Below are 22,138 nucleotides of genomic sequence, written 5' to 3'. Positions count from 1 at the left end.
ATTTCTCATTTTAGAAGGATAACTCGTAGGCGACCTCAAGGGAAACCGTTCCCGTTTCCTGATAGCGGCTATTGGAAAATGCCTGCTCACAGGCGACCGTAACGATACAACTGTGATGGATATTGAAAAAAATACTCAGATTCGCTTCCGGGGTGAGAGAAAACACCCATTCTTTTTCGGGTATCAACTCGTCATCAACGATCGCCCCATGCTGTTTCCACGTCATTGAAACCGGCAACCGGATTTCGAGTGTGCATATTTCAGCGAAAAAGGTCGAACACTCAAAAAGACCCGACAGGGAATAAAAATCAAGTATTTCAACATCGGTTGCCTCTTCGCTGAAATCAGTCGAATAGTCGGAATCATATGCGGTAAACGAAAGAGATGCACTCAATACAAACGGTATTTCCGGGTACCAGGACAAATCCACCTCAGGGGTAATGAATATCTCTTCATCCGCAGAGTCGAATACGGTCATCCCGCCTGAAACGGCAAGGGTGACGACATAACAGGTACTGAATATATATGAACTGCCGATTTCCCCTCTGATAAAGAAATTTTCTTTCTGCCAGCTCAATTCGGGCATACCGAAAAAAGACATATCGCCGGCCTCGAGAGAAAGGAGAAGCCCCGCGTTATTCTCCCAGACATCAGGCAAGGCGAGTACCGATGAATCCAGAAGCTCCCCCTCGATATGGATCGAGGGTTTTATTAACAGATCCCCGTCGCGAAAGGAAAAATCCAGCGAACAGTCATAGAGATAACTCCATTCAACAGCGGTAATGCCGTAATGCATTTGCCCGTTTAAAAGCGTGAAAACACTGAATGTGTCGGAGAAGGGATGAAAAAGATCGTATCCTGCCGAGAATTCGGATTGGGGTTCCACGGTAACTTCATCGCTTTCAGTATCGACTATGCCGCCTAATCCAGCGGCCAGCGAGATACCTGCCCGGAGCGGGACGGTGGTGCACAACATCAGAATACAATACATACTCACCATACAAACGGAACTTTTTTTCATCGCTTTCGTCCTCTCCTCGTTATCTCCTGTTCGATCTGAATAAGCCCCCCACCATTATCCAGAACTTCGATGACAATACCGCTAATTGTGGTATAACTCATCTGATAAATTCTGCCCTTTAAAAAAATCGATGAGAGTGTGGAATAACTCGACGGGGAAAGCTTGCTTCGAAGGAGCGATTCACCCAATGCAACGAGAGATTCGGTTGAGAGTGTGGAAACACCGGGTATTTTTATAAGGGCGCTTAATGCCTGAAAGGCGATATTTCTGTTTTTTTGGATAGTTCTGGCATAATCGAGTATCGAACCGATATTCCCAAGGGGAATGCCGCTTCTCTGGAAAAGTGAAATCTGTTTGATAATATCGGGCATACTCCGGATATCTTTATTTTCAAACCCTGAAATATCTTCAAACCCGGAATTTTCGGCCGGTATTTCGAAATACCGCTTTCCCGTCGCCTCCATATTTCTGATATCGATCACGGCAATCATGGCGATAATATCCGACAGACGTTCCATCTCGTCTTTCAGGGCTTCGAGCAGTCTGTCCGGGAGGACCCCTTTCGACGAACCTTCCTGTAACTTTTCCATGAGAAGAACACCGGGTATCGATCGTTGTTCGGCTTCCTGAAACAGGGAGAGAAGCTGCTCCTTGATACCTGTATATTTTCCCGCCTGCGGGTGACTTTTATACCAGGTTTCAAGCTCTGTTTTCAGTTTATCGGTCTGGGCACATAAAAAAAAAGGGCAGGAGACTATGATGATGACGATGACATATAATTTTTTCATTGGCACGATACTGCGTACATCCGTTAATCGATTTTCAAGGACAAGAAGGTAGCCAGAGAAAACCCGGCATTATTTATCCTTGTCCTTATCCTCTTTATCTTTATCTTTATCTTTTTTATCCTTTTCCTTTTTTATATGATCGGGCTTGACCTTGTTTTCCTTATCGTCTTTGCTCAGTTTGACCGTAATTGTTTCTTTAAAAAGATTCGGGTTTACTTTCTTTTTCATTTTCAGCACACAATGCTGCCGCACTTTTACCTTGACCAGCGAAACCCTGGCATTCGTCCTCAACTCCCTATCCAGTTCACTTGCCGCCTCGAAAAACATCCGTGCCGCCTCCTGCGCATGTTCGGGATAATCGACATCTTCGAGGATTTCATAGGCAAGTTTCAGTGAATACTCCTGTACATGGGAACCGGAAAGCATATTGTGTAATTCGGCATTGAACTGCTCCACCCACTCGCCGTCTCTGCCGCCGGAAATCGATGCCGGCGCATCGGATTTGCGATCGGTTTCCGCATATACCGATACGCACCAAAGCAACAATACGATTATTATGGCCACCTTTTTCATTAAAATATATCCTCCAGTCTCCGGCAGCGATCTTCTTTCTCCCCCGATCCCCGTTCAAGGAAACAGGTTTGAAAATCGCCGCGTAATATTGTCACTTTTTATATTTTATAATTTCAGGAGAGAACTTTCTCCCCCGAATCCGTCATCGACATTGATAAGTGCGGCCGGATCCGTGATCCATTCTTCACCGTCGATGACATAATTATAGGTATACACCCTGCCTTTTTTCAGCCTGACGTCGATCTGCCACATACCCTCTCCGGTTTTACGCAACGGTGTTTTTGCCGTATCCCATCCGTTAAAATCTCCAACCAGCGCCACCGAACTTGCTTCGGGTGCGGCCAGGGTAAACTTCATATTCACCGTATTGTCATCGACGGTCGGCAGTCCGCTGACGATAAACAATACCCCCCCCGTCATCAGAAAGAGGAGACCGGCTGCGTACGCGAGAATATGCAGCTTCCAGACACCGCTTTTCCGGACATTTTGACTGCTTCTCTGCCCCCTCAATGCGGAAGCAATATCCGGTTTAATTGAGTCGTTTCTTCTGCCGCCCATATCACACCAGTTTCCTGAAGCGCATCCTGACATTACCGCTACGATGCACTCATATGTCGATAAAGATTACCCTCATTGTAAATATACCGACTTTTTTATGCATATTTCAAGAGTTTTCAAAAAAAACTCTCATAACCGTACGCCGTCCCCCGGAGATTATGATTCCGCCGCCTTATGAGGTTTATCGAACTACTTCACTCAAGACCGGGTCAAGAGGGAAAAAACTCAAGGCCGCATGAAGGATTTTTTTATAAATAACGGGAAACATCCTTTCGAGCTCATGTGAAAGCGATCCGCCAAAGACGTTACGCCCGGCTTCGGGATAAAAACGTGAGGGACCTTCCCCCCCTATCTCGATCCCGGCAAGCAGAAACCGCTCCGGAAACCTGATACCGAATTTCTCTGCGATCATGATCGCTTCCGCACAATTCATCCCGTGAAGGTAAAAGGTATGCGCGTGATCGAGAATATCATCCTTTTGCAGCAGAATGACCTCGCCGACCGCCCGGCCGGCTAAGGCTGCGTCCACGAGAAGCACTTTCACATACTGCGATAATTTCACCATGAAAGAAAAGGGGGACCCTTCTACCGCTTCGACAACCACCTCATCCCTCCCGTGAAATTGCCGTCTGAGACGCTTTCCGATCAAATCCCCGATACAATCATCATTCAGAACGGGATTCCCCATATATCCGATGAATCCCGGTGTTACCTGCTTATCGTTCGTATTACCCCCCCTTCATGGCTTATTACGACGATTTCCATAGGCATCCTGCCGATTGCGGCGTGCGTGGCGCATGAAAAACAAGGATCGTATGATCTGAATGCCATTTCAACCATGTTGAGAATGCCGCCGCCGATCTCCCCCTTTTTTATCAGGGCTTTCGCGACATTCCGGATATCGATATTCATCGCCCCATAGTTCTGCGCGCTTGCTACAAGCAGATTGACATCGGTGATTATCGCGTTGCCGTCTGTTTTGTAATGATGGAAAAGCGTACCCCGCGGGGCTTCGATCACCCCGATCCCCTCCCCGGCGACCTCTCCGGCGATTGTTCTGTATTCATCACCGAAGATGTCCTCGTCATGAGCGAGTTCCCTGAGTCTCTCGGCCGCATAAAGGGCTTCGATTGCCCGGGCCCAATGGAAAGCGAGGGAGTTCTGAACCGGCTTTTCCCCGAGTGTCGCAAAGAATTTTTCATAAGCCTCCTGCGCCTTCGGTGTTGTCATACCGTCCGCCACATTCAACCGCGAAAGGGGGGCCACCCGGTAAAGACCGCTTTCAGGTCCGTCGACAAGGCCGTTATAGCCTATTTTTTTCAGGTACGGGAACTTGAGATACGACCAGGGAACCGGCTGCTCCGCGATATAATCGGAATAAGCGCGACCGGAAAATCTGAAGACTTCCTTTCCTTTCTGGTCCATAACACGGAGGTCGCCGCTGTAAAATGTAAGTTTATTATTGCCGTCGACCATACCCATATGATACGAATCGTGATAATAGAGGGTTTCGTCGAGGATGATATCCATGTACCGGCTGTTCGACAGGATGACGTCAAAGACGACTGTGAGGGTATACTCGCAAAAGGAGACAAGCTTGTCCGCAAGGTCCCTGATCCTCGCTGCTTCATCCCGTTTCAGCGGCCGGGAAACACCTCCCGGAATACTGAAAACCGGATGCGTCGATTTCCCGCCGATAATATCCTCTATTTCAACCGCGTACCCCCTGTGAACGACGACCTTTTTCCCGACCTCCGTCCCCAACACCTCGATGACGCCAAGCACATTCCGCTTCGCGGGATCCGCATCAGGTCCCACGATAAAATCGGGGGCGGGACCGAGGGCGTAGATATGCTCGAGGTGGCTTTCAAGGATGTGGGCGCAATACCCGAGTTCCCTGATTTTTACGGCGGTCACCGGAGGCGGAGCGGAGACAATCTCGTCCAGGGCGGTACTCGATGCGATATGATGGGGCCATGGACAGACACCGCAAAGCCTGGTCACGATTCTCGGCATTTCCTCAGCAGGGCGGCCTTTGCAGAACTCCTCGAATCCCCTCAATTCAACTACCTGGAAGTAGGTTTCCTCGACATCCCCTTTGTCATCCAGAAAGATTTCGATTTTCGCGTGGCCCTCGAGCCGCGTCACCGGCTCGATATGAATGACGCGTTTTTTTGTTTTATGTGTCGTATCCCGGATTTCAGGCATGTCGTTACTCCTCTTTTACGTCTTCGACCACCCGCCCCAGCTGGGATTTGGGGAGGGAAAACCGGTAAAAACAGCCGAGTGGATCGATAATCTGATCCATAAGCCGTTCGATCTGTTCTTCCGAAAGCTTATCTTCATCATCCGATATGCTGATAATCGAAGCGATCGCGGAAAGCATGGATGCCCCCTGTTCCATGACGCCGGATGTCGGTCCCATACACCCCCTGCACGGGACATTGACCGCCGTACAGGGTGCCCCGCAACCCGCTCGGGTTGCCGGTCCCAGACAGACGATCCCCTGTTCGAGAAAGCACTTATCTTCATCGAGTTTCAGATCCTGAAGCCTGCGGAACCTCGCAACCGATATCGTCCGGGATCTTGTCCGTCCGCATTCATCGCAGAGGGTTTTTACCGATGCGATCACCGATCCTTTGGGGGGAAGGGGCTTCCCCTTTTCGACAAACTCCCTGACAAGAGAAAGAATCTGCATATTTATATCGTGTGTCGGGGGGCAGGCGGGGACATAGTAATCGACGTCCACAACATCGTCGAGGGCAAAGACCCGGTCGTAAAAGGCCGGAAGCGTAAGGTCATGGCCCGCCTCGTCGGTATACGTTTCCATGGGCATTGTCCCTTCCGGGTTCACCGTCGATACTGTTTTTTTGTATACCTGTTCCAGAATCTTCTTCCGTGTCGTGGCGTTCGCGAGGCCCGGAATTCCGCCCATATGCGCGCACGCACCGTAGGCGATAAGAAAGCGGCATTTATCCCTCATCACCTTTGCCATTTCTTCATTATCCGAGTTTCTCACGGCGCCATGATAAAAACCGATGGTCACCGACCCGTCAGGCAAATTCTTGAGGTCCTCGTATTTTACATCAAGAAGCGTCGGTGCGAAAACGATATCTGCATAAGTTAAAAGGGTAAAAAGATGTTCATTAAAGTTGACGACCGCGATATCACACCCGACGCATGATGCCCCGCGTTTGAGTGCTATCGTAATCTTCTCCGCCATATCGTATTCCTCCCTATATATATAATCACGGCCGCCGGGGGTGATCCGAAAATATCCGGAACCCGTCATGCCGTTTTCCATGGCGTCCCCTGCGGCATCGGGATACACGCCCGTTACCGGCGGCATTACCCCGATATTGGTTCATCTTTTCTACGGCGATCTCTGTTGTTTATTTTCCCGAACGGACTCGGTCCCAGTTCGACGATCCGGTCGATAAAATCATTGACCACGCGTGCGAATTTCTCCCCCTCGGACGCGGACACCCATTCAAGTCGGAAACGGTCCGTATTCAGACCGAACTGTTTCAGCATGCTTTTCAGAAGGGCCATTCGCCGCCGCGTCCGGTAATTCCCGCCGATATAATGACAGTCGCCCGGGTGGCACCCGGCCACCATTACCCCGTCAGCGCCTTTGCGAAAGGCATACATGATAAACTCCGGATCGACACGGGCGGAACAGAGTGTCCGGATAATCCTGAAATGGGGTTTTATCTGCAATCTGCTTACCCCCGCGAGATCCGCCCCCGCATAGGCGCACCAGTTGCAGCAAAAAACGATAATTTTGGGTATAAACGGTTCACTCATTATCCGGTCCTTCCAAAACGGAAACATCTCCCCCGCTACTGGAGTGCGGCATCGATCTCCGCCAGAATCTGGCTATTCCTGAACCCCTTTTGCTCCATGGCGCCGCTCGGACACGCCGCGACGCACCCCCCGCACCCCTTGCACATCGCCTCGTTCAGTTTGACGATTTTTTTATCGTTTTCGAGGTCGACAAGCTCGATCGCATTATACGAGCACACCCCCACACAAATGCCGCACCCGTCGCAGAGGTCCTCGTTGAGGGCCGCAATCGTTGCCTCCGCTTCATAGGTATCTTTGCTGATAATGATCGCCGCCCGCGCCGCGGCGGCCCTCCCCTGAGAAATGCTTTCGGCAGTGGTTTTCGGACTGTGGGCCGTACCGGCAAGAAAAACACCTTCGGTGGCAAAATCAACAGGCCGGAGTTTTACATGGGCTTCGAGAAAAAATCCGTCCGCGGTCAGCGGAACCTTGAACAGCCGCGACATTGTTTCGTTATCATACCCCGGATCGATTCGCGCCGCCAGAATGACGGCGTCCGCAGGAATCCTGATCGAGTTTTCCGTCATCGCCTCACGCACTTCGATGACAAGAATATCCTTCCCGGCGAGTACCGCCGGCTTTACGGCCGCCTCATACCGGATAAAGACGATCCCCGCATCCCGCGCGACCCGGTAATCATACTCGGAGAACCCGTACGTTCTGACATCACGGTAAAGGACGAAAACGGAAGCGTCAGGATTTCGCCGCTTTAGCGCAAGGGCATTCTTGACCGTGTGTTTGCAGCAGATTCGGGAACAATACATATGCCCTGATTCGCGCGATCCCACACACTGGATAAAAACCGCGTTGCGCGGAAGGGAATTGTCGTCGCATGCGGCCAGGTATGATTCAAACTCGAGGCCGGTTTTTATCCTCCCGTCGCTCCCGTAATTATACCCTTCGGGCTTTGACTCGACGGCACCCGTTGCGATAACGGCGACACCGTGACGCACCTCGATAAACTCTTCGCCGTATCTCGATCTGATTCTCGTTGTATAATTGCCGATGAACCCCCCGACCTCCTCGACGACGAAGCCAGAATGTACGGTAACGAGTGGATTGCTTTCAATTGCCCCGATCATATCATCGAGAAGGTCCCTTACGGACGTTCCTTCAAGTGTCGAGCCGATATTCCGCAGATTCCCGCCCAGCACCGTCTCCTTCTCGACGAGATGCACGGGGAATCCCTGGCGCGAAAGGGAAAGGGCAGCCGACATCCCGGCAGGTCCTCCGCCGACCACCAATACCTCCCGTATGACGGGAAGCGGTATCCGGGGGAGAGGTTCGACGAGCCCGATCCTCGCGACCGCCATCCGTAATAGATCTTTTGCTTTTTCCGTCGCGTACGCCGGCTCCTTCATGTGAATCCACGAACACTGGTCGCGTATATTAGCCATGGAGAAAAGGTGCCTGTTCAATCCAGCCTCGCGAATCGTCTCCTGAAAGAGTGGTTCATGGGTCCGCGGGGTACACGAGGCGACGACGATTCTGTTCAAACCGTGCGCTCGGATCATCTCCTTCATATGGTCCTGGGTATCCTGCGAACAGGTATAGAGGTTTTCTTCCGCAAATACCACTCCGGGAAGTGTTTCCGCATACCCTAAAACCGCACTCACATCCACCGTGGCGGCGATATTAATGCCGCACCGGCATACGAACACCCCGATCTTCACTCCCTCTCCGCCGATGTCACGTTCGGGCGGATATTCCTTTTCAACGACGTCATGCCACCGCGCCCCGGCAAGCATTTCGGCGGCAGCCGCCGAGGCAGCGTTGGCCTGCATGATCGTCTCCGGAATATCCTTCGGTTCCTGGGCCGGTCCGCAGAGAAACAGACCGGGGATTCTCGTTTCGACTGCGGCGAGCGGATCGGCGGCAAGATAACCGAATCTGTTGACCGGAAGACCGAAAACCCCGCCGATATCGCGCAGACGCCCGCCTCCGGTAAATCCGGTCGAAAGGACGACGAGGTCGACATCTTCTTCGCTCGCCTTCCCGTCCCCCCCCTCATACCGTACCTCAAGCCGTCCGGAACCCGGCCGTTTCAATACGTCGGACACCCGCGACCGGACAAAGCGTACGTTGTATTCGCTCTTTGCCCGCTCGTAGTAGCGTTCGAAATCCTTGCCGACAGCCCGGATATCCATATAAAAAATAACCGGCTGAATCTCCGGATCATGCTCCTTCGCGATCACCGCCTCCTTGATCGCGTACATACAGCAGACGGACGAACAGATCTCGTTTCCTGCAACGGTATCCCGTGAACCGGCGCACTGGATAAACGCGATTTTTTCCGGTGTCATTCCGTCCGACGGCCTTCTGATATGCCCGGCAAACGGTCCGGAAGACGACAACATCCGTTCGAAATGGATACCCGTGATCACATCCGGATATATGCCGAAACCGAGCCGATACAACCCCCCGGGGTCGACCCGCTCGCAGCCGGGGGCGAGGAGAATCGCACCCACACGGATATCCTCATACGTGTCTTTCTGCGAATAATCAATCGCTTTAACCGAGCAATGCAACTCACATTGGCCGCATTCCGAACATATCGAACAATTGAGACATCGCTTTGCTTCTTCGACCGCCTCTTCCTCCGTCAGTCCTTTTTCGACTTCGTCGAAAGACATCAGCCGTTCGCGGCCCGGAAGCCTATCCGGTTTCATCGCCGCCTTCTTTTCGATATACCTCGGGGGTATACCGGCGACAGGCCCCCGTTTCTTCTTTCTCCCCGCCCGCATATCTTCACCGCGGATATACCGGTCGATGGAAATCGCCGCCTCGTGTCCTTGTGCGATCGCGTGCACGACATAACCGCCGCTACCCGCGGCATCGCCGCCCGCAAAAACCCCCTCCAGGTTTGTTTCGAGCGTAAGCGGATCGATCCGTATCAGATTCCCTTTCATTTCGAGGTTTTCGCATGCCGCACCAGGCCATGTTTCATCGACTCCCTGCCCCGGTGATGGGATAACGATATCCGCATCGAAAAAAGCGGTCGAATCGGGAACCGGAACGGGTCTTCTTCTTCCGGACGCATCCGGGGTTCCCAATTTCATATGCCGCAAGAGGACGCCCGTCACCCTGCCCTTTCTCCCCGCAATTTCCATCGGACTTAAAAGAAAATAAAATTCGACTCCCTCCTCCACTGCCGCTTCATATTCTTCCGCGCTCACCGGCATCTGTTCACGCGTCCTCCGGTAGATGACCATAACCCGCCGCGCGCCCAGCCTCAAAGCGGTACGGGCTGCGTCCAGCGCCGTGTTTCCGCCCCCGATAACCGCGACGATCTTTCCGCGTATATCAAGTGATATCCCGCCCGCGATCCGCTGCTCGAGGAACCGGATTCCCGGCAACACTCCGGCGAGGTCTTCCCCCTTTATCATGAGTCTGTTGCTTTTTTGGGTTCCGATTGCGATAAACACGGCTTGAAAGCCCCGTTTCTGCAATTGCGCGACGGTGAGACCGATCCCTATCGGTGTTTCCGTTCTGATTTCGACACCTTCCCCGATAATCATGTCGATTTCGTAATCAAGGATATCTTCCGGCAAACGGTAACCAGGTATTCCGTACCTGAGCATCCCCCCGGGTTTTTTCATGGCTTCGAACACCACCGGGGTATATCCCATGACCGCGCAATCACGGGCGGCGGTAAGACCGGCGGGTCCCGATCCGATAATGGCGATTTTCACGCCGTTATCGGCGTCTTCCACGCCGCTATCGGCGTCTTCCACGCCACCAGTCCCTTTTTCATGACGGATGTATATCGTTCGTGTGACGGCGGCTTTTTTCCCCTTCCGGCCGGCGATCCGGGCTTTTCGTTCGTAATCGGCGGCAAAGCGTTTGAGCAGGCGGATGCGCAATGCCTCGTCGATCGAGGCCCTGTTGCACATCGCTTCGCAATACCCGCAGACACGCCCGCATATCCCGGGAAGCGGTATCGTTTTCCGTATGACATCAAGGGCTTCCCCGAACCTGCCGCTGCCGATCAGGGCGATATACCCCTGGACATTGCAGCCCGCCGGGCACGCGTCCCTGCAGGGTGGAATGCCGTTTTTTTCGATGGCGAAGACATTCGGGGACGCCTGAGGAAACGGACGGTATATCGCATGGCGAAGCGACATATCGATATCGAACTCATTCGGTACGACGACGGGACAGTGCCCCTCGCATTCGGCGCACCCCGTGCATCTGGTTTCATCCACATAACGTGCGCGGCGTTTTACCGTGACGATAAAGTCACCCGCTCTGCCCCCGCATGAGACGACTTCGGAACAGGTTAAAAGCGTTATGTTGAGATGTCTTGCGCAATCGACAAGTTTCGGCGACATGATACACATGGCGCAATCGTTTGTCGGGAAGGTCTTGTCGAGCTGTGCCATGGTTCCGCCGATCGAAGGCGATTTCTCGATGAGATAAACCCTGAATCCCGATTCCGCGAGGTCCAGGGATGCCTGTATACCGCCGATTCCCCCGCCGACAACCAGAACCGTTCCGCTCATGCCGTTATCCATCGTTATTCCAATTCCTTCAATCCCTTTTCAAGCCGATCCATCAGCTTTTCGGGAAGATTTTCCTGCAGATCTTTCTGTTTGTTCCCCGTCGCGCAAAACCAGGCATATTCGGTCAATCCGTGCCTGAGACGCTGCGCGAGGTCACCGATTTTCTTTGCCTTTTCCTCCATCACCTCCGGTGCGTACCCCTCCTCTATCGCAATTTCCCTGAGAACCGCGATCACATCCGTAAAGCGGACATCCTGCGGGCACCTCGCATAACAGGTATAGCACTGGACACAGAACCACAATTCCTTTGAAGAGAGGATCTCTTCGCGCTGCCCCAAAAGACATTGCCGTATAATCAGGCGCGGATTGAAACGCTCATCGATCTCCGATACCGGACACGAGGCGGTACAGGTACCACAGGAAAAACATCGCCTGAAAAATCCCGCGCCCGGCCTTGCGGCGATTTCGTTTTTAAAATCCCTGTCCGTATGCATCAGGTCGACGGTTTTGAGGGCCGATTTTTCCAGCGTGTTAAGCCGTTCGGTTATCACACCCGCCATCATCGAAATATCCTTCAGACTCAGGTAATTGATAATATCATCCCTGAAAAGCATATAGGTTTCCTGCGGGAAATCACCGTCATCCCTGTAGAGAACAACAAGTATCTCCACATGCGGAAACACTTTCAGTTTCACCGACGCGTCCCCGAAAGCGGCTTTTTCACCGCCAAGTCCGGCGGCAGCAGACACTATTCTTCCGTGTTCTTCGGCAAAAATCTCGGAAAGACGCCCGGGGCCTTCTTTTACAAAGGTGTTGTAATGGAACATACCGCCCGGCAGATCCTTGAATCCGACAAACTCGCCATTCGTTTCAGCGGCTCCCGTCGATATCAGATAATGAATGATAATAAGTGCATCGACCTCGCTAATATGTTCACCCCTGCATATTATTTCCGGAAGCACTACCTCGACAGTTTCGTTAAAATAATCCAGCGAGAGGATATTTCCCTTCCGTTTCGCACCTGTCCTGCCGCATACTTCCTCGAGGTCCATATCACGAAGCATATTGGCGGCTTTTTCATATGCGGCTTTAATGCTTTCTCCGTTCACTTATTCCTCCATTTCCGGTCGGGGTAAAAGCCCCGCGCCTTCCACGATCCCTCTCACGGCAGTCTCCCATTCGATCGCGATAATATGGACGCCCGCGACCCCTTCCATCTCCATCAGCTGTTGAATCTGTTCGATACATATCTTCAACCCCTCGGCTTTTGCATCGTCCGCCTTTCTCAGCCGTTCGATGCAGTGATCCGGAATAACAATCCCCGCGACCTTTTCATTCATATATACCGCCGCGCCGGCTGATTTGAGCGGAGAAACACCGGCGCAAATCTTCACCTGTCCATGCAGACCGCGTGCCGTGACCTCTTTCATCCATCGGGAAAACCGCTCCATATCATAGATACATTGGGTCTGGATAAACTCGACCCCGGCATTTACCTTTTTCCGTAAACGATCGACACGCCACTCGAGGGGCTCCGCGAACGGATTAGCCGCTCCGCCGATGAAAAAACCGGGGGCATGCACATCGGCATGCTTTCCGTTTCTGATCGCCTCTCCGCACTGAAACACACCTTTCTCACGCATATCCCTCACCATCCCGATGAGTTGAATCGAATCGATATCAAAAACGCACCGGGCACGGGGGTGGTTTCCCAACGACTGATGATCGCCGGTAATGCAGAGCAGGTTTTTTATCCCGTTCAGTGAAGCCCCGAGGAGATCCGCCTGGATGCCGAGCCGGTTTCTGTCGCGGCAGGTCATCTGAATAATCGGCTCGATGCCGGCGTTCTTCACATAAATACCCGTTCCGATCGAGGAAATCCTCACGATCGCGGCCTGATTGTCCGTAATATTGACCGCATCGACCGCCCCTTTCAGGGCGATCACCTTGGCATCGATGACGGAAGGATCGACACTTTTCGGCGGACCCAATTCGGCGGTCACGACAAACTCACCCTTTTCGAAAAGTTTTTCAAGCCCGCTCTTGTTCTTGTTCACGTTCATAGCGCGATATCCTCCCTTATCACCCGTCGCGGCCCCCCTTCATGGGACCGGGACCAGTCGCGGGGCGGTTGTATCTCCATCATCCGGTCGAGTGCACCGAGGGTCTTTAGCCTGTGATAAATGAGATTCCATCCGCATTCGAGATGCTCGGGATCGACTTCACACTTCCCGCCTTTGGATCCGCCGCAGGGACCGTTCATGAGTCCTTTGGCGCACCTCACGCGGGGACAAATACCGCCTGTTATATGCAGCACGCAATCGCCGCAGCCGAGGCAGCGTTCCAGCCAGTATCCGGCACCTTCGTTCGATCCCATAAAAAGGGTATTGAGGGCGGGAAGCACGATCATACCCTCGAAAAAATCGGACAACATCTGGCAGCCGGCACCGCACGCCATCGAAAGCAGTATATCGCTTTCCTCCGCGTCCTTCCGTATGTCCTCGAGAAATTCCCTGTCGCACTGACGTTTTACGGTGCGGCCCGTAATCCGGCTGAATCCCTTCTGGGACATTCTGAGTGCCGAGCAGAGCACATTCACTTCCTTTTCTCCGCCCGAAAGACAAACGGTCACGCAGCTGTCGCAGCCGACGACCAGGATCCGTTTGCCGGCCCCTAACATGGCGAGTATTTCCCCGACGGGTTTTTGTTCCGCTACAATCATGATTCCCTCACTTTATGACAATCATCCTGCACCATACCGTGCAGACTATTCGATCCCGGCATGGTTCTTTGCCGATTGTACCGTGTTGTAAAGAAGCATGGTGATCGTCATCGGTCCGACACCGCCGGGAACGGGCGATATGGCCCTGCACTTTTGCGAGACTTCCCCGAATTTGACGTCACCGACAAGCTTATACCCCTTTTCCGAACCCGGATCGTCAACCCGGTTGACTCCCACATCGATGACCACCGCGTCCTCTTTCACCATATCGGCGGTGATCGCCTCCGGTTTTCCGATCGCGGCAATAAGAATGTCCGCCTGCCTGGTGAGTCCGGCGAGATTTTTCGTCCGGGAATGGCAGAGTGTTACGGTGGCGTTTGCGTGCTTTTGTTTCTGAACGAGGATGCCGGCAATCGGTTTTCCCACGATATTACTTCTGCCCACGACAACGACGTGTGCGCCCTCGACGGGAATCCCGGCATGGACGAGCATTTGCTGTACCCCGTACGGCGTGCACGGCTTGAAACCGTCAATACCGATGAGTAGTTTTCCCATATTGACCGGATGAAAACCGTCGACATCCTTTTCCGGGAGAATGGCCCCGATCACCTTCTGTTCTTCAATATGTGGGGGCAGGGGCAGCTGAACGAGGATACCGTGAATCCTGTTATCACTATTCAATTCCGATATTTTTTCGAGCAGTGCCGCTTCCGTTATATCCCGGCCAAAGGTATGTTGTTCGGAATATATACCGATATCGGAGCAGGCCCTGTTTTTCATACGCACATACACACGGGAGGCCGGGTCCTCACCCACAAGAACAACCGCAAGCCCGGGAACGATACCCCCGGTAATTTTCAAATTGTCGATTTCCGTTTTCAGGTCCGTCCGTATTCCGGCGGCAATCCTGTTTCCGTCAATAATTGTCGCTGACATTCTCGTCTCCTTCTTCCCTATGTTTCGTTTATCCGATCCATAAAATCATGTATCTTTTTCGAGAGGGTCCGCGCTTCATCCGGTGCGGTAAAGACCATCCCGATTCGTTTTTCTCTTATCCCCGCCTGCTTTATCAGGGCTCTGATTCTTTCGACCCGTTTCTCCGCCCTCAGGTTACCCGCAATATATCTGCAATTCTCCTTTTGGCAACCCACGACAAGAACACCGCGATATCCCTTTTCCAGTGCGTTCATGATGAGTACTTCATCCGCACGGCCGCTGCACGGAAGTTCAAAAAGCCGCACATTCGCAGGGATCCGTAATCCAAGGTCGCTCATCCGCATTAATGCCTTCTTTGCTCCAAAAGCGCAATACAACAGCAGTACAAAATCCGCCATTCAACCAGTTCCTTTCGGATAAAGAAGCCCGACACCCTCATCGATCGCGGTAGTCGTGAGGTTCCTCATCTGCATCGCCCGGGCGGGACATTCAGATACACAGATTCCGCACGCCATGCAGGCGGTTTCGATAATTTTCGCGATACCCTTTTCCGTATCGGTTACTAAAGCATTATACGGACAAACCCTGATACAGGTAAGGCACAGAACGCACTTCTCGGCATCGATCAGGGGAATGCGTTCTTCGATATTCCCCGCCTGTCCGGCCAGATACGCGGTAACGGCAAAGACACACGAGTGGATGTCCTCTCTCATCGCGGAAAACCCCAGATTCTCCCTTGCCGCGCCCGTGACAAACACCCCCTTCACGTTTGTTTCCGAAGGAATCGCACTGAGGGAATCAGCCTGGGAATACCGGTTTCCCGGCAGACTCAGACGTGCCATAGCCGCAAAATGCAGCGAGGTCTCTGAAAGTACCGGTTTCTGCGGGATGACAACGATCTCCGGTCTATCCAGGGTTAACCTGCTTCCGGTTCCCGCATCAATCCCCGATATCCTGAACGAACCTCCGTCACTGAGAGCCTCATAATCCCCTGAAGGTCTGATAAAGACGACTCCCGCTTTTCTGCATTCATCATAAAGTTCTTCTCCCCCCCGAAACGCGACATGGATATCATTCGAGACAACAATCACTTCACCCCTGTCCCGTTTCTTGCTGTGGAGAGCCGCCCTCATGACATCACCATATACCTCGGGGCTCGTCGTTTCGACATTTTCAAGAAGGAACACCATTGTACCCCGGCATACGACATTCTTTTCAAGAAGAAGATAGAGACCGGAAAGGGTGAGGGACCCGTCTCCATTGTTTTCACCTTCACGGCGCTCAGGCGCGAAAATGATCGCCCCGTATTCGACAATGCCGCCCCCTTTTTTCTTCAGGATAAATCCCTTTTCAACACGTTCAAGACCCATTACATCATCACGCGGGATAAAACCGATAATTCCCCTCTCTGAAACCTTTTCTCTCAATCGATATACTATCGAAGGATGGTTCATCGTTTCCCATAAAAAGCCCGGCGAAACCGTTTCTCCCGGTGTTTCGATAACATCCAGGGTAGTCGTTGAGGGTATGTCAAGCGCGGCAAGCAACCCGGAAAGCCCGCTTCCGTACACGAGGATTTTATCAAACGGCCGGACATTCACGTTTTTTACCGGCTGCTTATTCGCAAGGATGGCGGCATGCATGAGCAATTGCCCGATCAGGTTGCTTTCTCTTTCTTTTTTTGTCGAATAAAGTCCCATAACAAGGTTTCTGATATCTATCATAATGAAATTAGATGTATCGACGGATATCACCTTCCCGGGTTGTCCGAAGCCACCACACTTTTGCAGAAAAGAGCAGCCGGCTATAAGAAGGCGGTTCCCGCTTATTTCGGGAACGGCCGTGGCGGATTCCCTGCACGGGGCTTTCAGGACGATAACTTCCCCGACATGGCGATTCTTTTCCAATTCCTTTTTTATACGATATACATCAGGACCATTTTTCAGGCAAAGAGAAAAATCACAAAGGAAAATACTTACCTTGCTGTTCTTCACCCGGCCGCTTCCCCTTCCAAAAACGCAAAGATCTTCCGAGAAACGGCCGTTGCATCCGTTATACATTCATCGATGCGCATCGGCCCCCTGCATGTGCCGGCTGTAAAAATCCCGGAACGTAAAGAGGCGGCCCCGTCAGCCGGGAAATCGTTGAAAAATCCATTCACATCCTGATCAAGACCGAAAAGCTCCGCAACATTAGGTGCATTATCCCGGGGGCAGAGACCGTGTGACAACACGAGAAGATCATAGGCGGTTTCGATACATGCATGCGTCTCAGGGGATTCGAACCTGACGATCGGTTTCCCCCCCTCCTCTGTTGCCACACTGACCGGGCTGCTTCGTATAAAAGAGACGGAATCGTTTACGTTCGCCATGAAATCCGGAAACTGTTTGCCGAAACCCTGGATATCCATATAATAAAAATCGACCGCCGTCCCGGGTCGGTCATAGGTTAATTTATTAGCCATGCGCAAGGCGTATGCGCAACAGATACGCGAACATTGTGAAACACCCTCCGTCACATTTCTGGAACCGACACACTGGATAAATGCAATGCGGCTGACATGAACTCCGGGGTATCTTTCATCATACAAACATCGCTCCAGATCCGTTGCCGTAATCACCTGCGGGTTCCTGCCGTAACCCCATTTGAGATTACGTGCGGGATCATAGGGTTCGAAACCGGTTGCAATGACAATCGAATCGGCATGAACACTCATCCGTGTGCATCGGTTTTCCAGACTGACGGCCCCGACCGGACACCGGTCGACACATTCACCGCAAGCCGTGCAATGTGAATCGATATAGTAGGTCCAGCCGGGTATTTTTTTTATCGCATCTTCGGGACAAACAGGTTGACAAAGACCGCATGCAATACATTGCCGGGGATCGATATAATTGCGCGATACTTCGATTTCAAGGATATAGCCCGATGGGGGGTGTCTTTTTATTGAACGGACTGTCGAGGAAAACGAGATGGCCATTGTATCGTTCTCCTTTAATTCACACAGCGCATCGCGAAGAAGACATACTCCGCATCGCATACATGAATCGGTCGCCTTGCAGCCGTAGAAAACAGCCTCTCCGCCGGGATATGGGTTTTTATCGATTAGCATCGTAACTATTCCCCTTTTGGAAAGGTTGCTGGCGACGGTCATACCGCTTATTCCGGCGCCGACAATCACAACTTTTTTTCTTGTCATGGTTATTAACGTTGCCTTCTCTACAATATCATAAATTACAAATTCATTGTCAAGTATACGCGGCGTACATGTGCGGGGAAGGCCCTTTCACGGTATTAATAGAACGTATATCGTCGATTGAAAAAAAGAAAAAAATCCGGCTATACTCGCATTTTCACCTCAAAACATGAATCTTTCATGGAATACGGCACTCATTCCGCAGAAGTTTTTATACTGGCAATTTGTTTTCTTTCATCCTATAATAGTAGTAATCGTATTCCTGCAACAGAGGATGTTGATCCCGGCTTGTATGTGGAAACAACAAAACAAAACGTATCAGAATAATGAACATTTGTTCTGACAGAAAAAGGCGGTGTCGAGTATGAAGAGGGGGCGAAAATGGGAATCCCTTTAAGCAGAATTGAGAAGGAGTTCATCTTTCGTTCACTCAAGGAACAGGGGATCACTCTCTTTGCCGAGGGTGGGGCATGGGAAATCCAGTGCAAACTCCTGCGCTATACCGATTTTGAACTCGAATGCGAAATCCTGAAGGGTGATATTTCCTCCCTGAACAAGGGCGACGATGTCCAGATCGTGTTCAGTTTTCAGAACAATAACTTTACCTTTCTTACGGCCCTGATTGAAAAAAGAGGAGAACACATAGTCTTCAAGCATCCCGATGAAGTTTGCAAGAATGCCAACAGGGAATACAGAAGAATAAAAATCCACGAAAAACTTTCCGTTTACTTCTTCGTCAAACAGAAGCGCTATGAATTGAATTTTCCGCGTATTCAGAAAACGGTGAATGATGAAGTACCCGAGTTCGCCGAGGACTTCGATCCCGCTTCAATAACCCAGTTGATCCAGGTTTTTCAGGAGAAAATGCGAAAAAGCGTTTCCGAACATAAAATCGTCATGATGAAAGACAGAAAACCTGAAACATATGAGGAAGATCTGATGGTTAGCTTTTGTAAAATCCTCTGGATACCATCAACGGAAAAGGAAATCCCCGCGCTTGACCCGTTTCTCGAGGACAGGATAATCACGAAACTCGATATGATCGAATTTGAAGAACGGCAGAAAACCCCAACATTCAACATGGAAACCAAGTTCAAGGATCTGCTTTTTCAAAAGAAAATCAAAGGAATCCATTCCGAAGTGTATTGTCCCATCTTCTACAGTAATTATATGGTCGGATATATCCATGCATGCAACAGAGAAGATATCAAACAGGAGATAACCAATGAGCTTATTGAATACATTGATCAATTCTCGAAGGTACTCAGCTATTCGCTTAAGGTGAATGGCTATTTCAAGGAAAAAGTCGATATTATCGAAACCGGATACGACGCACCGATAATCGACATCAGCGCGTCGGGGCTTCTCTTTGTCTATAATTCCAAAGAACTCGAGAAGGAACTCGATGTTTTTAATGAATTGAGTATTTATTTTCATCTTAAAGAAAAAAAATTCTCGATAGAATCTGTGGTCATCAGGAAATTCGAGGAAAACAACAGGTTCTACTACGGACTCAAGTTTAGAAAAACAACGCCGCATGAGTTTTCTCTTCTTTACGAATACCTTTACAGCAAACCTTTTACGCCCCAGGGGAAATATGTCTGGTAGGCGGGCGGTTTATTGGTGTCCGTTATCCGAGAGGGGATCGGTATGAATAAGCCAGACATCGCTTTCTCCGGCCGTATCGGTCCTGGAAAATCCCGTCAGGATAGCCCAGTCTTCCGATGTAAGCCGGAGAGAATAGATGCCGTCGGCGCCCGGTTCCCCGTATGTTTTTGACCAGAGCATGACGCCTTCGTGATCCGTTTTTATCAGATATCCGTCTCCCTCTCCCGTGCCGAAAGAATAGGTAATACCAGCTATGATATATCCTGTGTCCCGGGTCTGCTGAACCGACATTCCCACATCATAGTCTTTTCCCCCATAAGTGTTGGTCCAGAGGGCATTCCCTTCACTGTCCGTTTTTACAAGATAGACATCCCAGCTTCCGGCTCCGGACGACACGGTCGAACCGGTGATAATATAACCACCGTCTTTGGTCTGTTCGATCCATCTCCCGTCGTCCCAATCGCTTCCCCCATAGGTTTTCGACCAGAGGGCGTTCCCCGCCGCGTCTGTTTTTACCACGTAAGCGTCCCTCGAACCTTCTCCAAAGGACTGGGTGTACCCCGTCATGATGTAACCGCCGTCTTTGGTCTGCCTCACCCATTTGCCCTCTTCCCAATCGCTTCCCCCATACGTATTCGTCCAGAGAACTTCACCGCGGGAATCCAGTTTTATCAAGTAAAAATCACTCTCGCCGGCTCCATAGGATTTGGTATATCCGCCGGCAATATAACCGCCGTCTATAGTCTGCTGGATTGAATAGGCGCAATCATATTCACTTCCCCCGATGGTTTTTGTCCAAAGCGCGTTACCACGACTGTCCGTCTTCAGAAGATAGATATCACTCTCGTCGATACTCTTCGTATGGGTAAAACCGGCGACAATATATCCCTCATCGGATGTCTGTTCGACCGAATAGCCGACGTCCCAGAGGTCGCCGCCGAATGTTTTTTCCCAGATCAATGTGCCATATGCATCTGTTTTGAGAAGGGAGAGATCGTTGAAACTCGAATTTTCAGGAAATGTATAGCCGGTGATAATATAACCGCGATCAAAGGTCTGGACCGCGGAATAACCGAGGTCATTACGGGGACTGCCGTAGGTTTTCGACCATTCGACCCTGGTCGCTCTCATACATCCCCATGAAAAAAATAGCGATATTACGCATATTGCGACAATCGGTATTGTTTTCATAGCATCCTTTCTGTCATGTAGCCTGATTGTATCCGGTCGGTTTATCGATATTGTTTTACCTGGGTTCTTTCATGTATGGATCGACTCCCCGAATTGTACCGGTGGCTATCATATCACACCTTGTTTCAGAAACGCTTCGATTATATCGACAACATCATCAACCGTCTCGGGTGAAATGATGGAACCCGTCATGTTATGATCGCGCGCTTTGCCGACATTGATAATTTTTTTAATCCCGCTTCCAAACCGCTCATAAGCGTGCTTCAATTTCGGAATCGAAATAACCCTGTCGTTTTCCGTATACAAGCACAGGATGGGGATTGAAATTGATTCGAGATCGGCCTTCCAGCCCAGCCGGCACGTTGCCATCATCTGAAGCAGCGCCCCGGACCGGTAGGCGGAAGTCCAGTACTTTTCATGTAGGCTGTTTTGGGGTTCAAAGTGATAATACTTTCCCACGGAAAGCCGCGCGATGAGATTTCCCCAGGGAAGAAGCAACAACCGGGCCGCCTTATCCGCCGGCTCGAAATTCGGAGAAATTAAAACAAGCGCAGAAAGGCCCGTCACTTTTGTCGCGAGCCACGCGGCAAGCGGGGCGCCGGTCGAAACCGCGATGATGACGTTCTTCCTTCCGATTCGTCTTCCGATCTCCCAGGCTTCCCATATGTCGGAGATCCAGTCACCGGCACACGCTTCCGCCAGTGCATCGCCGTCCCTCCCATGTCCTTTCAATCGTGTATAATAGAGATTCGCGTTGAAAAATGCGGCGACCCTGTCCGCCACAGGAACGGTTTCCTGCCTTGTCGCCGAAAAACCGTGAATATACAGGAAAGCGGAATCGGTTTTCTCGCCCGGGGCTCCCGCCCAGACGATCTTCTTTTCCGTACCGGGAGTAAGCCCGGGCACGTTTTTTTCCTTTTCGAAAAGATAATCGTCCAGATCTTCAGGTAAATCCACCGGTCTTATTCCGGTGTCCACCTTCACACGGGGTCCGGCCAGAAAAAGAATAATGAGACCGATTAACACAATACCGATGATACAAAATACCATACCTACAGAATATCATATATTATCGGACTATAAAAAGGAAGTAAGTTTTATAAAAAAATCGAATTGAATGCGCGCTATGTTGGAATTGAATGCGCGCTATGTTGGAATTGAATGCGCGCTATGTTGGAATTGAATGCGCGCTATGTT

The 22,138-nt window shown here is 51.1% G+C and carries 19 protein-coding genes; 1 reads left to right on the top strand and 18 read right to left on the bottom strand.

Translation table 11 applies throughout. The features are described 5' to 3' along the window. Positions 1 to 10 precede the first annotated feature (10 nt). From JW881_17400 to JW881_17325, 16 genes are all read right to left on the bottom strand, one after another. Entirely contained in the window at positions 11 to 1,021 is a 1,011-nt protein-coding gene (locus JW881_17400) for a hypothetical protein (protein ID MBN1699300.1), read from the bottom strand. Next, complete coding sequence (locus JW881_17395) at positions 1,018 to 1,809, bottom strand: hypothetical protein (GenBank protein MBN1699299.1); 792 nt, start codon at positions 1,807 to 1,809, stop codon at positions 1,018 to 1,020. Before JW881_17395 ends, JW881_17400 begins: the two co-directional genes overlap by 4 nt. A gap of 69 nt (positions 1,810 to 1,878) precedes the next feature. Beyond that, complete coding sequence (locus JW881_17390; GenBank protein MBN1699298.1) at positions 1,879 to 2,382, bottom strand: hypothetical protein; 504 nt, start codon at positions 2,380 to 2,382, stop codon at positions 1,879 to 1,881. 105 nt (positions 2,383 to 2,487) lie between these two features. Then, positions 2,488 to 2,940: an isoamylase early set domain-containing protein gene (locus tag JW881_17385; protein ID MBN1699297.1), complete on the bottom strand. Its 453-nt coding sequence runs from the start codon at positions 2,938 to 2,940 to the stop codon at positions 2,488 to 2,490. A 181-nt stretch (positions 2,941 to 3,121) separates the two neighbouring features. Then, positions 3,122 to 3,628 carry a hydrogenase maturation protease gene (locus tag JW881_17380; protein MBN1699296.1) on the bottom strand — a complete coding sequence of 169 codons (507 nt, stop codon included), beginning with the start codon at positions 3,626 to 3,628 and terminating at the stop codon, positions 3,122 to 3,124. A 20-nt stretch (positions 3,629 to 3,648) separates the two neighbouring features. Further along, positions 3,649 to 5,148, bottom strand: coding sequence for a Ni/Fe hydrogenase subunit alpha (locus JW881_17375; protein ID MBN1699295.1), 1,500 nt, complete (start codon positions 5,146 to 5,148; stop codon positions 3,649 to 3,651). Positions 5,149 to 5,152: 4 nt separating this feature from the next. Continuing rightward, positions 5,153 to 6,289, bottom strand: a complete 1,137-nt coding sequence (locus JW881_17370; GenBank protein ID MBN1699294.1) for a hypothetical protein — start codon at positions 6,287 to 6,289, stop codon at positions 5,153 to 5,155. Further along, positions 6,289 to 6,747 carry a hydrogenase iron-sulfur subunit gene (locus tag JW881_17365; protein ID MBN1699293.1) on the bottom strand — a complete coding sequence of 153 codons (459 nt, stop codon included), beginning with the start codon at positions 6,745 to 6,747 and terminating at the stop codon, positions 6,289 to 6,291. The genes JW881_17370 and JW881_17365 overlap by 1 nt, the downstream gene beginning before the upstream one ends. A gap of 35 nt (positions 6,748 to 6,782) precedes the next feature. After that, positions 6,783 to 11,300, bottom strand: coding sequence for an FAD-dependent oxidoreductase (locus JW881_17360; GenBank protein MBN1699292.1), 4,518 nt, complete (start codon positions 11,298 to 11,300; stop codon positions 6,783 to 6,785). Between the two features lie 2 nt (positions 11,301 to 11,302). Then, positions 11,303 to 12,397, bottom strand: coding sequence for a DUF3786 domain-containing protein (locus tag JW881_17355; protein ID MBN1699291.1), 1,095 nt, complete (start codon positions 12,395 to 12,397; stop codon positions 11,303 to 11,305). Then, positions 12,398 to 13,351: a methylenetetrahydrofolate reductase gene (locus JW881_17350; GenBank protein MBN1699290.1), complete on the bottom strand. Its 954-nt coding sequence runs from the start codon at positions 13,349 to 13,351 to the stop codon at positions 12,398 to 12,400. Then, entirely contained in the window at positions 13,348 to 14,010 is a 663-nt protein-coding gene (locus JW881_17345) for a methylenetetrahydrofolate reductase C-terminal domain-containing protein (protein ID MBN1699289.1), read from the bottom strand. The genes JW881_17350 and JW881_17345 overlap by 4 nt, the downstream gene beginning before the upstream one ends. 45 nt (positions 14,011 to 14,055) lie before the next feature. Then, a complete protein-coding gene (gene folD / locus JW881_17340; GenBank protein MBN1699288.1) occupies positions 14,056 to 14,946 on the bottom strand; it encodes a bifunctional methylenetetrahydrofolate dehydrogenase/methenyltetrahydrofolate cyclohydrolase FolD in 891 nt (296 codons plus the stop codon). Between the two features lie 17 nt (positions 14,947 to 14,963). Further along, the gene (locus tag JW881_17335; protein ID MBN1699287.1) at positions 14,964 to 15,344 is read right to left on the bottom strand and encodes a hydrogenase iron-sulfur subunit; all 381 of its coding nucleotides are present in this window, start codon (positions 15,342 to 15,344) and stop codon (positions 14,964 to 14,966) included. After that, positions 15,345 to 16,853: a 4Fe-4S binding protein gene (locus JW881_17330; protein ID MBN1699286.1), complete on the bottom strand. Its 1,509-nt coding sequence runs from the start codon at positions 16,851 to 16,853 to the stop codon at positions 15,345 to 15,347. Positions 16,854 to 16,936: 83 nt separating this feature from the next. Further along, complete coding sequence (locus tag JW881_17325; protein ID MBN1699285.1) at positions 16,937 to 18,145, bottom strand: CoB--CoM heterodisulfide reductase iron-sulfur subunit A family protein; 1,209 nt, start codon at positions 18,143 to 18,145, stop codon at positions 16,937 to 16,939. 378 nt (positions 18,146 to 18,523) lie between these two features. Between JW881_17325 and JW881_17320 the strand changes: the two genes are divergently transcribed. Next, on the top strand, positions 18,524 to 19,750 hold the full coding sequence (locus JW881_17320; GenBank protein MBN1699284.1) for a PilZ domain-containing protein: 1,227 nt from the start codon (positions 18,524 to 18,526) through the stop codon (positions 19,748 to 19,750). Positions 19,751 to 19,759: 9 nt separating this feature from the next. On the opposite strand, the gene JW881_17315 is transcribed toward JW881_17320, so the two are convergent. Both JW881_17315 and JW881_17310 read right to left on the bottom strand, forming a co-directional pair. Beyond that, positions 19,760 to 20,881: a hypothetical protein gene (locus JW881_17315; protein MBN1699283.1), complete on the bottom strand. Its 1,122-nt coding sequence runs from the start codon at positions 20,879 to 20,881 to the stop codon at positions 19,760 to 19,762. A gap of 168 nt (positions 20,882 to 21,049) precedes the next feature. Next, entirely contained in the window at positions 21,050 to 21,991 is a 942-nt protein-coding gene (locus JW881_17310; GenBank protein ID MBN1699282.1) for an alpha/beta hydrolase, read from the bottom strand. Positions 21,992 to 22,138: the final 147 nt, after the last annotated feature.

Source organism: Spirochaetales bacterium (assembly GCA_016930085.1).
Lineage (GTDB): Bacteria > Spirochaetota > Spirochaetia > SZUA-6 > JAFGRV01 > JAFGHO01.
This window is presented reverse-complemented; position numbering and strand designations above follow the sequence as displayed.

Coding starts and splice junctions, on each gene's coding strand:
- JW881_17375 (MBN1699295.1), bottom strand. CDS start 5,148: ATGCCTGAAATCCGGGATACGACACATAAAACAAAAAAACGCGTCATT.
- JW881_17320 (MBN1699284.1), top strand. CDS start 18,524: ATGGGAATCCCTTTAAGCAGAATTGAGAAGGAGTTCATCTTTCGTTCA.
- folD (MBN1699288.1), bottom strand. CDS start 14,946: ATGTCAGCGACAATTATTGACGGAAACAGGATTGCCGCCGGAATACGG.
- JW881_17365 (MBN1699293.1), bottom strand. CDS start 6,747: ATGAGTGAACCGTTTATACCCAAAATTATCGTTTTTTGCTGCAACTGG.
- JW881_17325 (MBN1699285.1), bottom strand. CDS start 18,145: ATGACAAGAAAAAAAGTTGTGATTGTCGGCGCCGGAATAAGCGGTATG.
- JW881_17360 (MBN1699292.1), bottom strand. CDS start 11,300: ATGGATAACGGCATGAGCGGAACGGTTCTGGTTGTCGGCGGGGGAATC.
- JW881_17310 (MBN1699282.1), bottom strand. CDS start 21,991: ATGGTATTTTGTATCATCGGTATTGTGTTAATCGGTCTCATTATTCTT.
- JW881_17335 (MBN1699287.1), bottom strand. CDS start 15,344: ATGGCGGATTTTGTACTGCTGTTGTATTGCGCTTTTGGAGCAAAGAAG.
- JW881_17345 (MBN1699289.1), bottom strand. CDS start 14,010: ATGATTGTAGCGGAACAAAAACCCGTCGGGGAAATACTCGCCATGTTA.
- JW881_17315 (MBN1699283.1), bottom strand. CDS start 20,881: ATGAGAGCGACCAGGGTCGAATGGTCGAAAACCTACGGCAGTCCCCGT.
- JW881_17380 (MBN1699296.1), bottom strand. CDS start 3,628: ATGGGGAATCCCGTTCTGAATGATGATTGTATCGGGGATTTGATCGGA.
- JW881_17395 (MBN1699299.1), bottom strand. CDS start 1,809: ATGAAAAAATTATATGTCATCGTCATCATCATAGTCTCCTGCCCTTTT.
- JW881_17385 (MBN1699297.1), bottom strand. CDS start 2,940: ATGGGCGGCAGAAGAAACGACTCAATTAAACCGGATATTGCTTCCGCA.
- JW881_17390 (MBN1699298.1), bottom strand. CDS start 2,382: ATGAAAAAGGTGGCCATAATAATCGTATTGTTGCTTTGGTGCGTATCG.
- JW881_17400 (MBN1699300.1), bottom strand. CDS start 1,021: ATGAAAAAAAGTTCCGTTTGTATGGTGAGTATGTATTGTATTCTGATG.
- JW881_17350 (MBN1699290.1), bottom strand. CDS start 13,351: ATGAACGTGAACAAGAACAAGAGCGGGCTTGAAAAACTTTTCGAAAAG.
- JW881_17370 (MBN1699294.1), bottom strand. CDS start 6,289: ATGCCGCCGGTAACGGGCGTGTATCCCGATGCCGCAGGGGACGCCATG.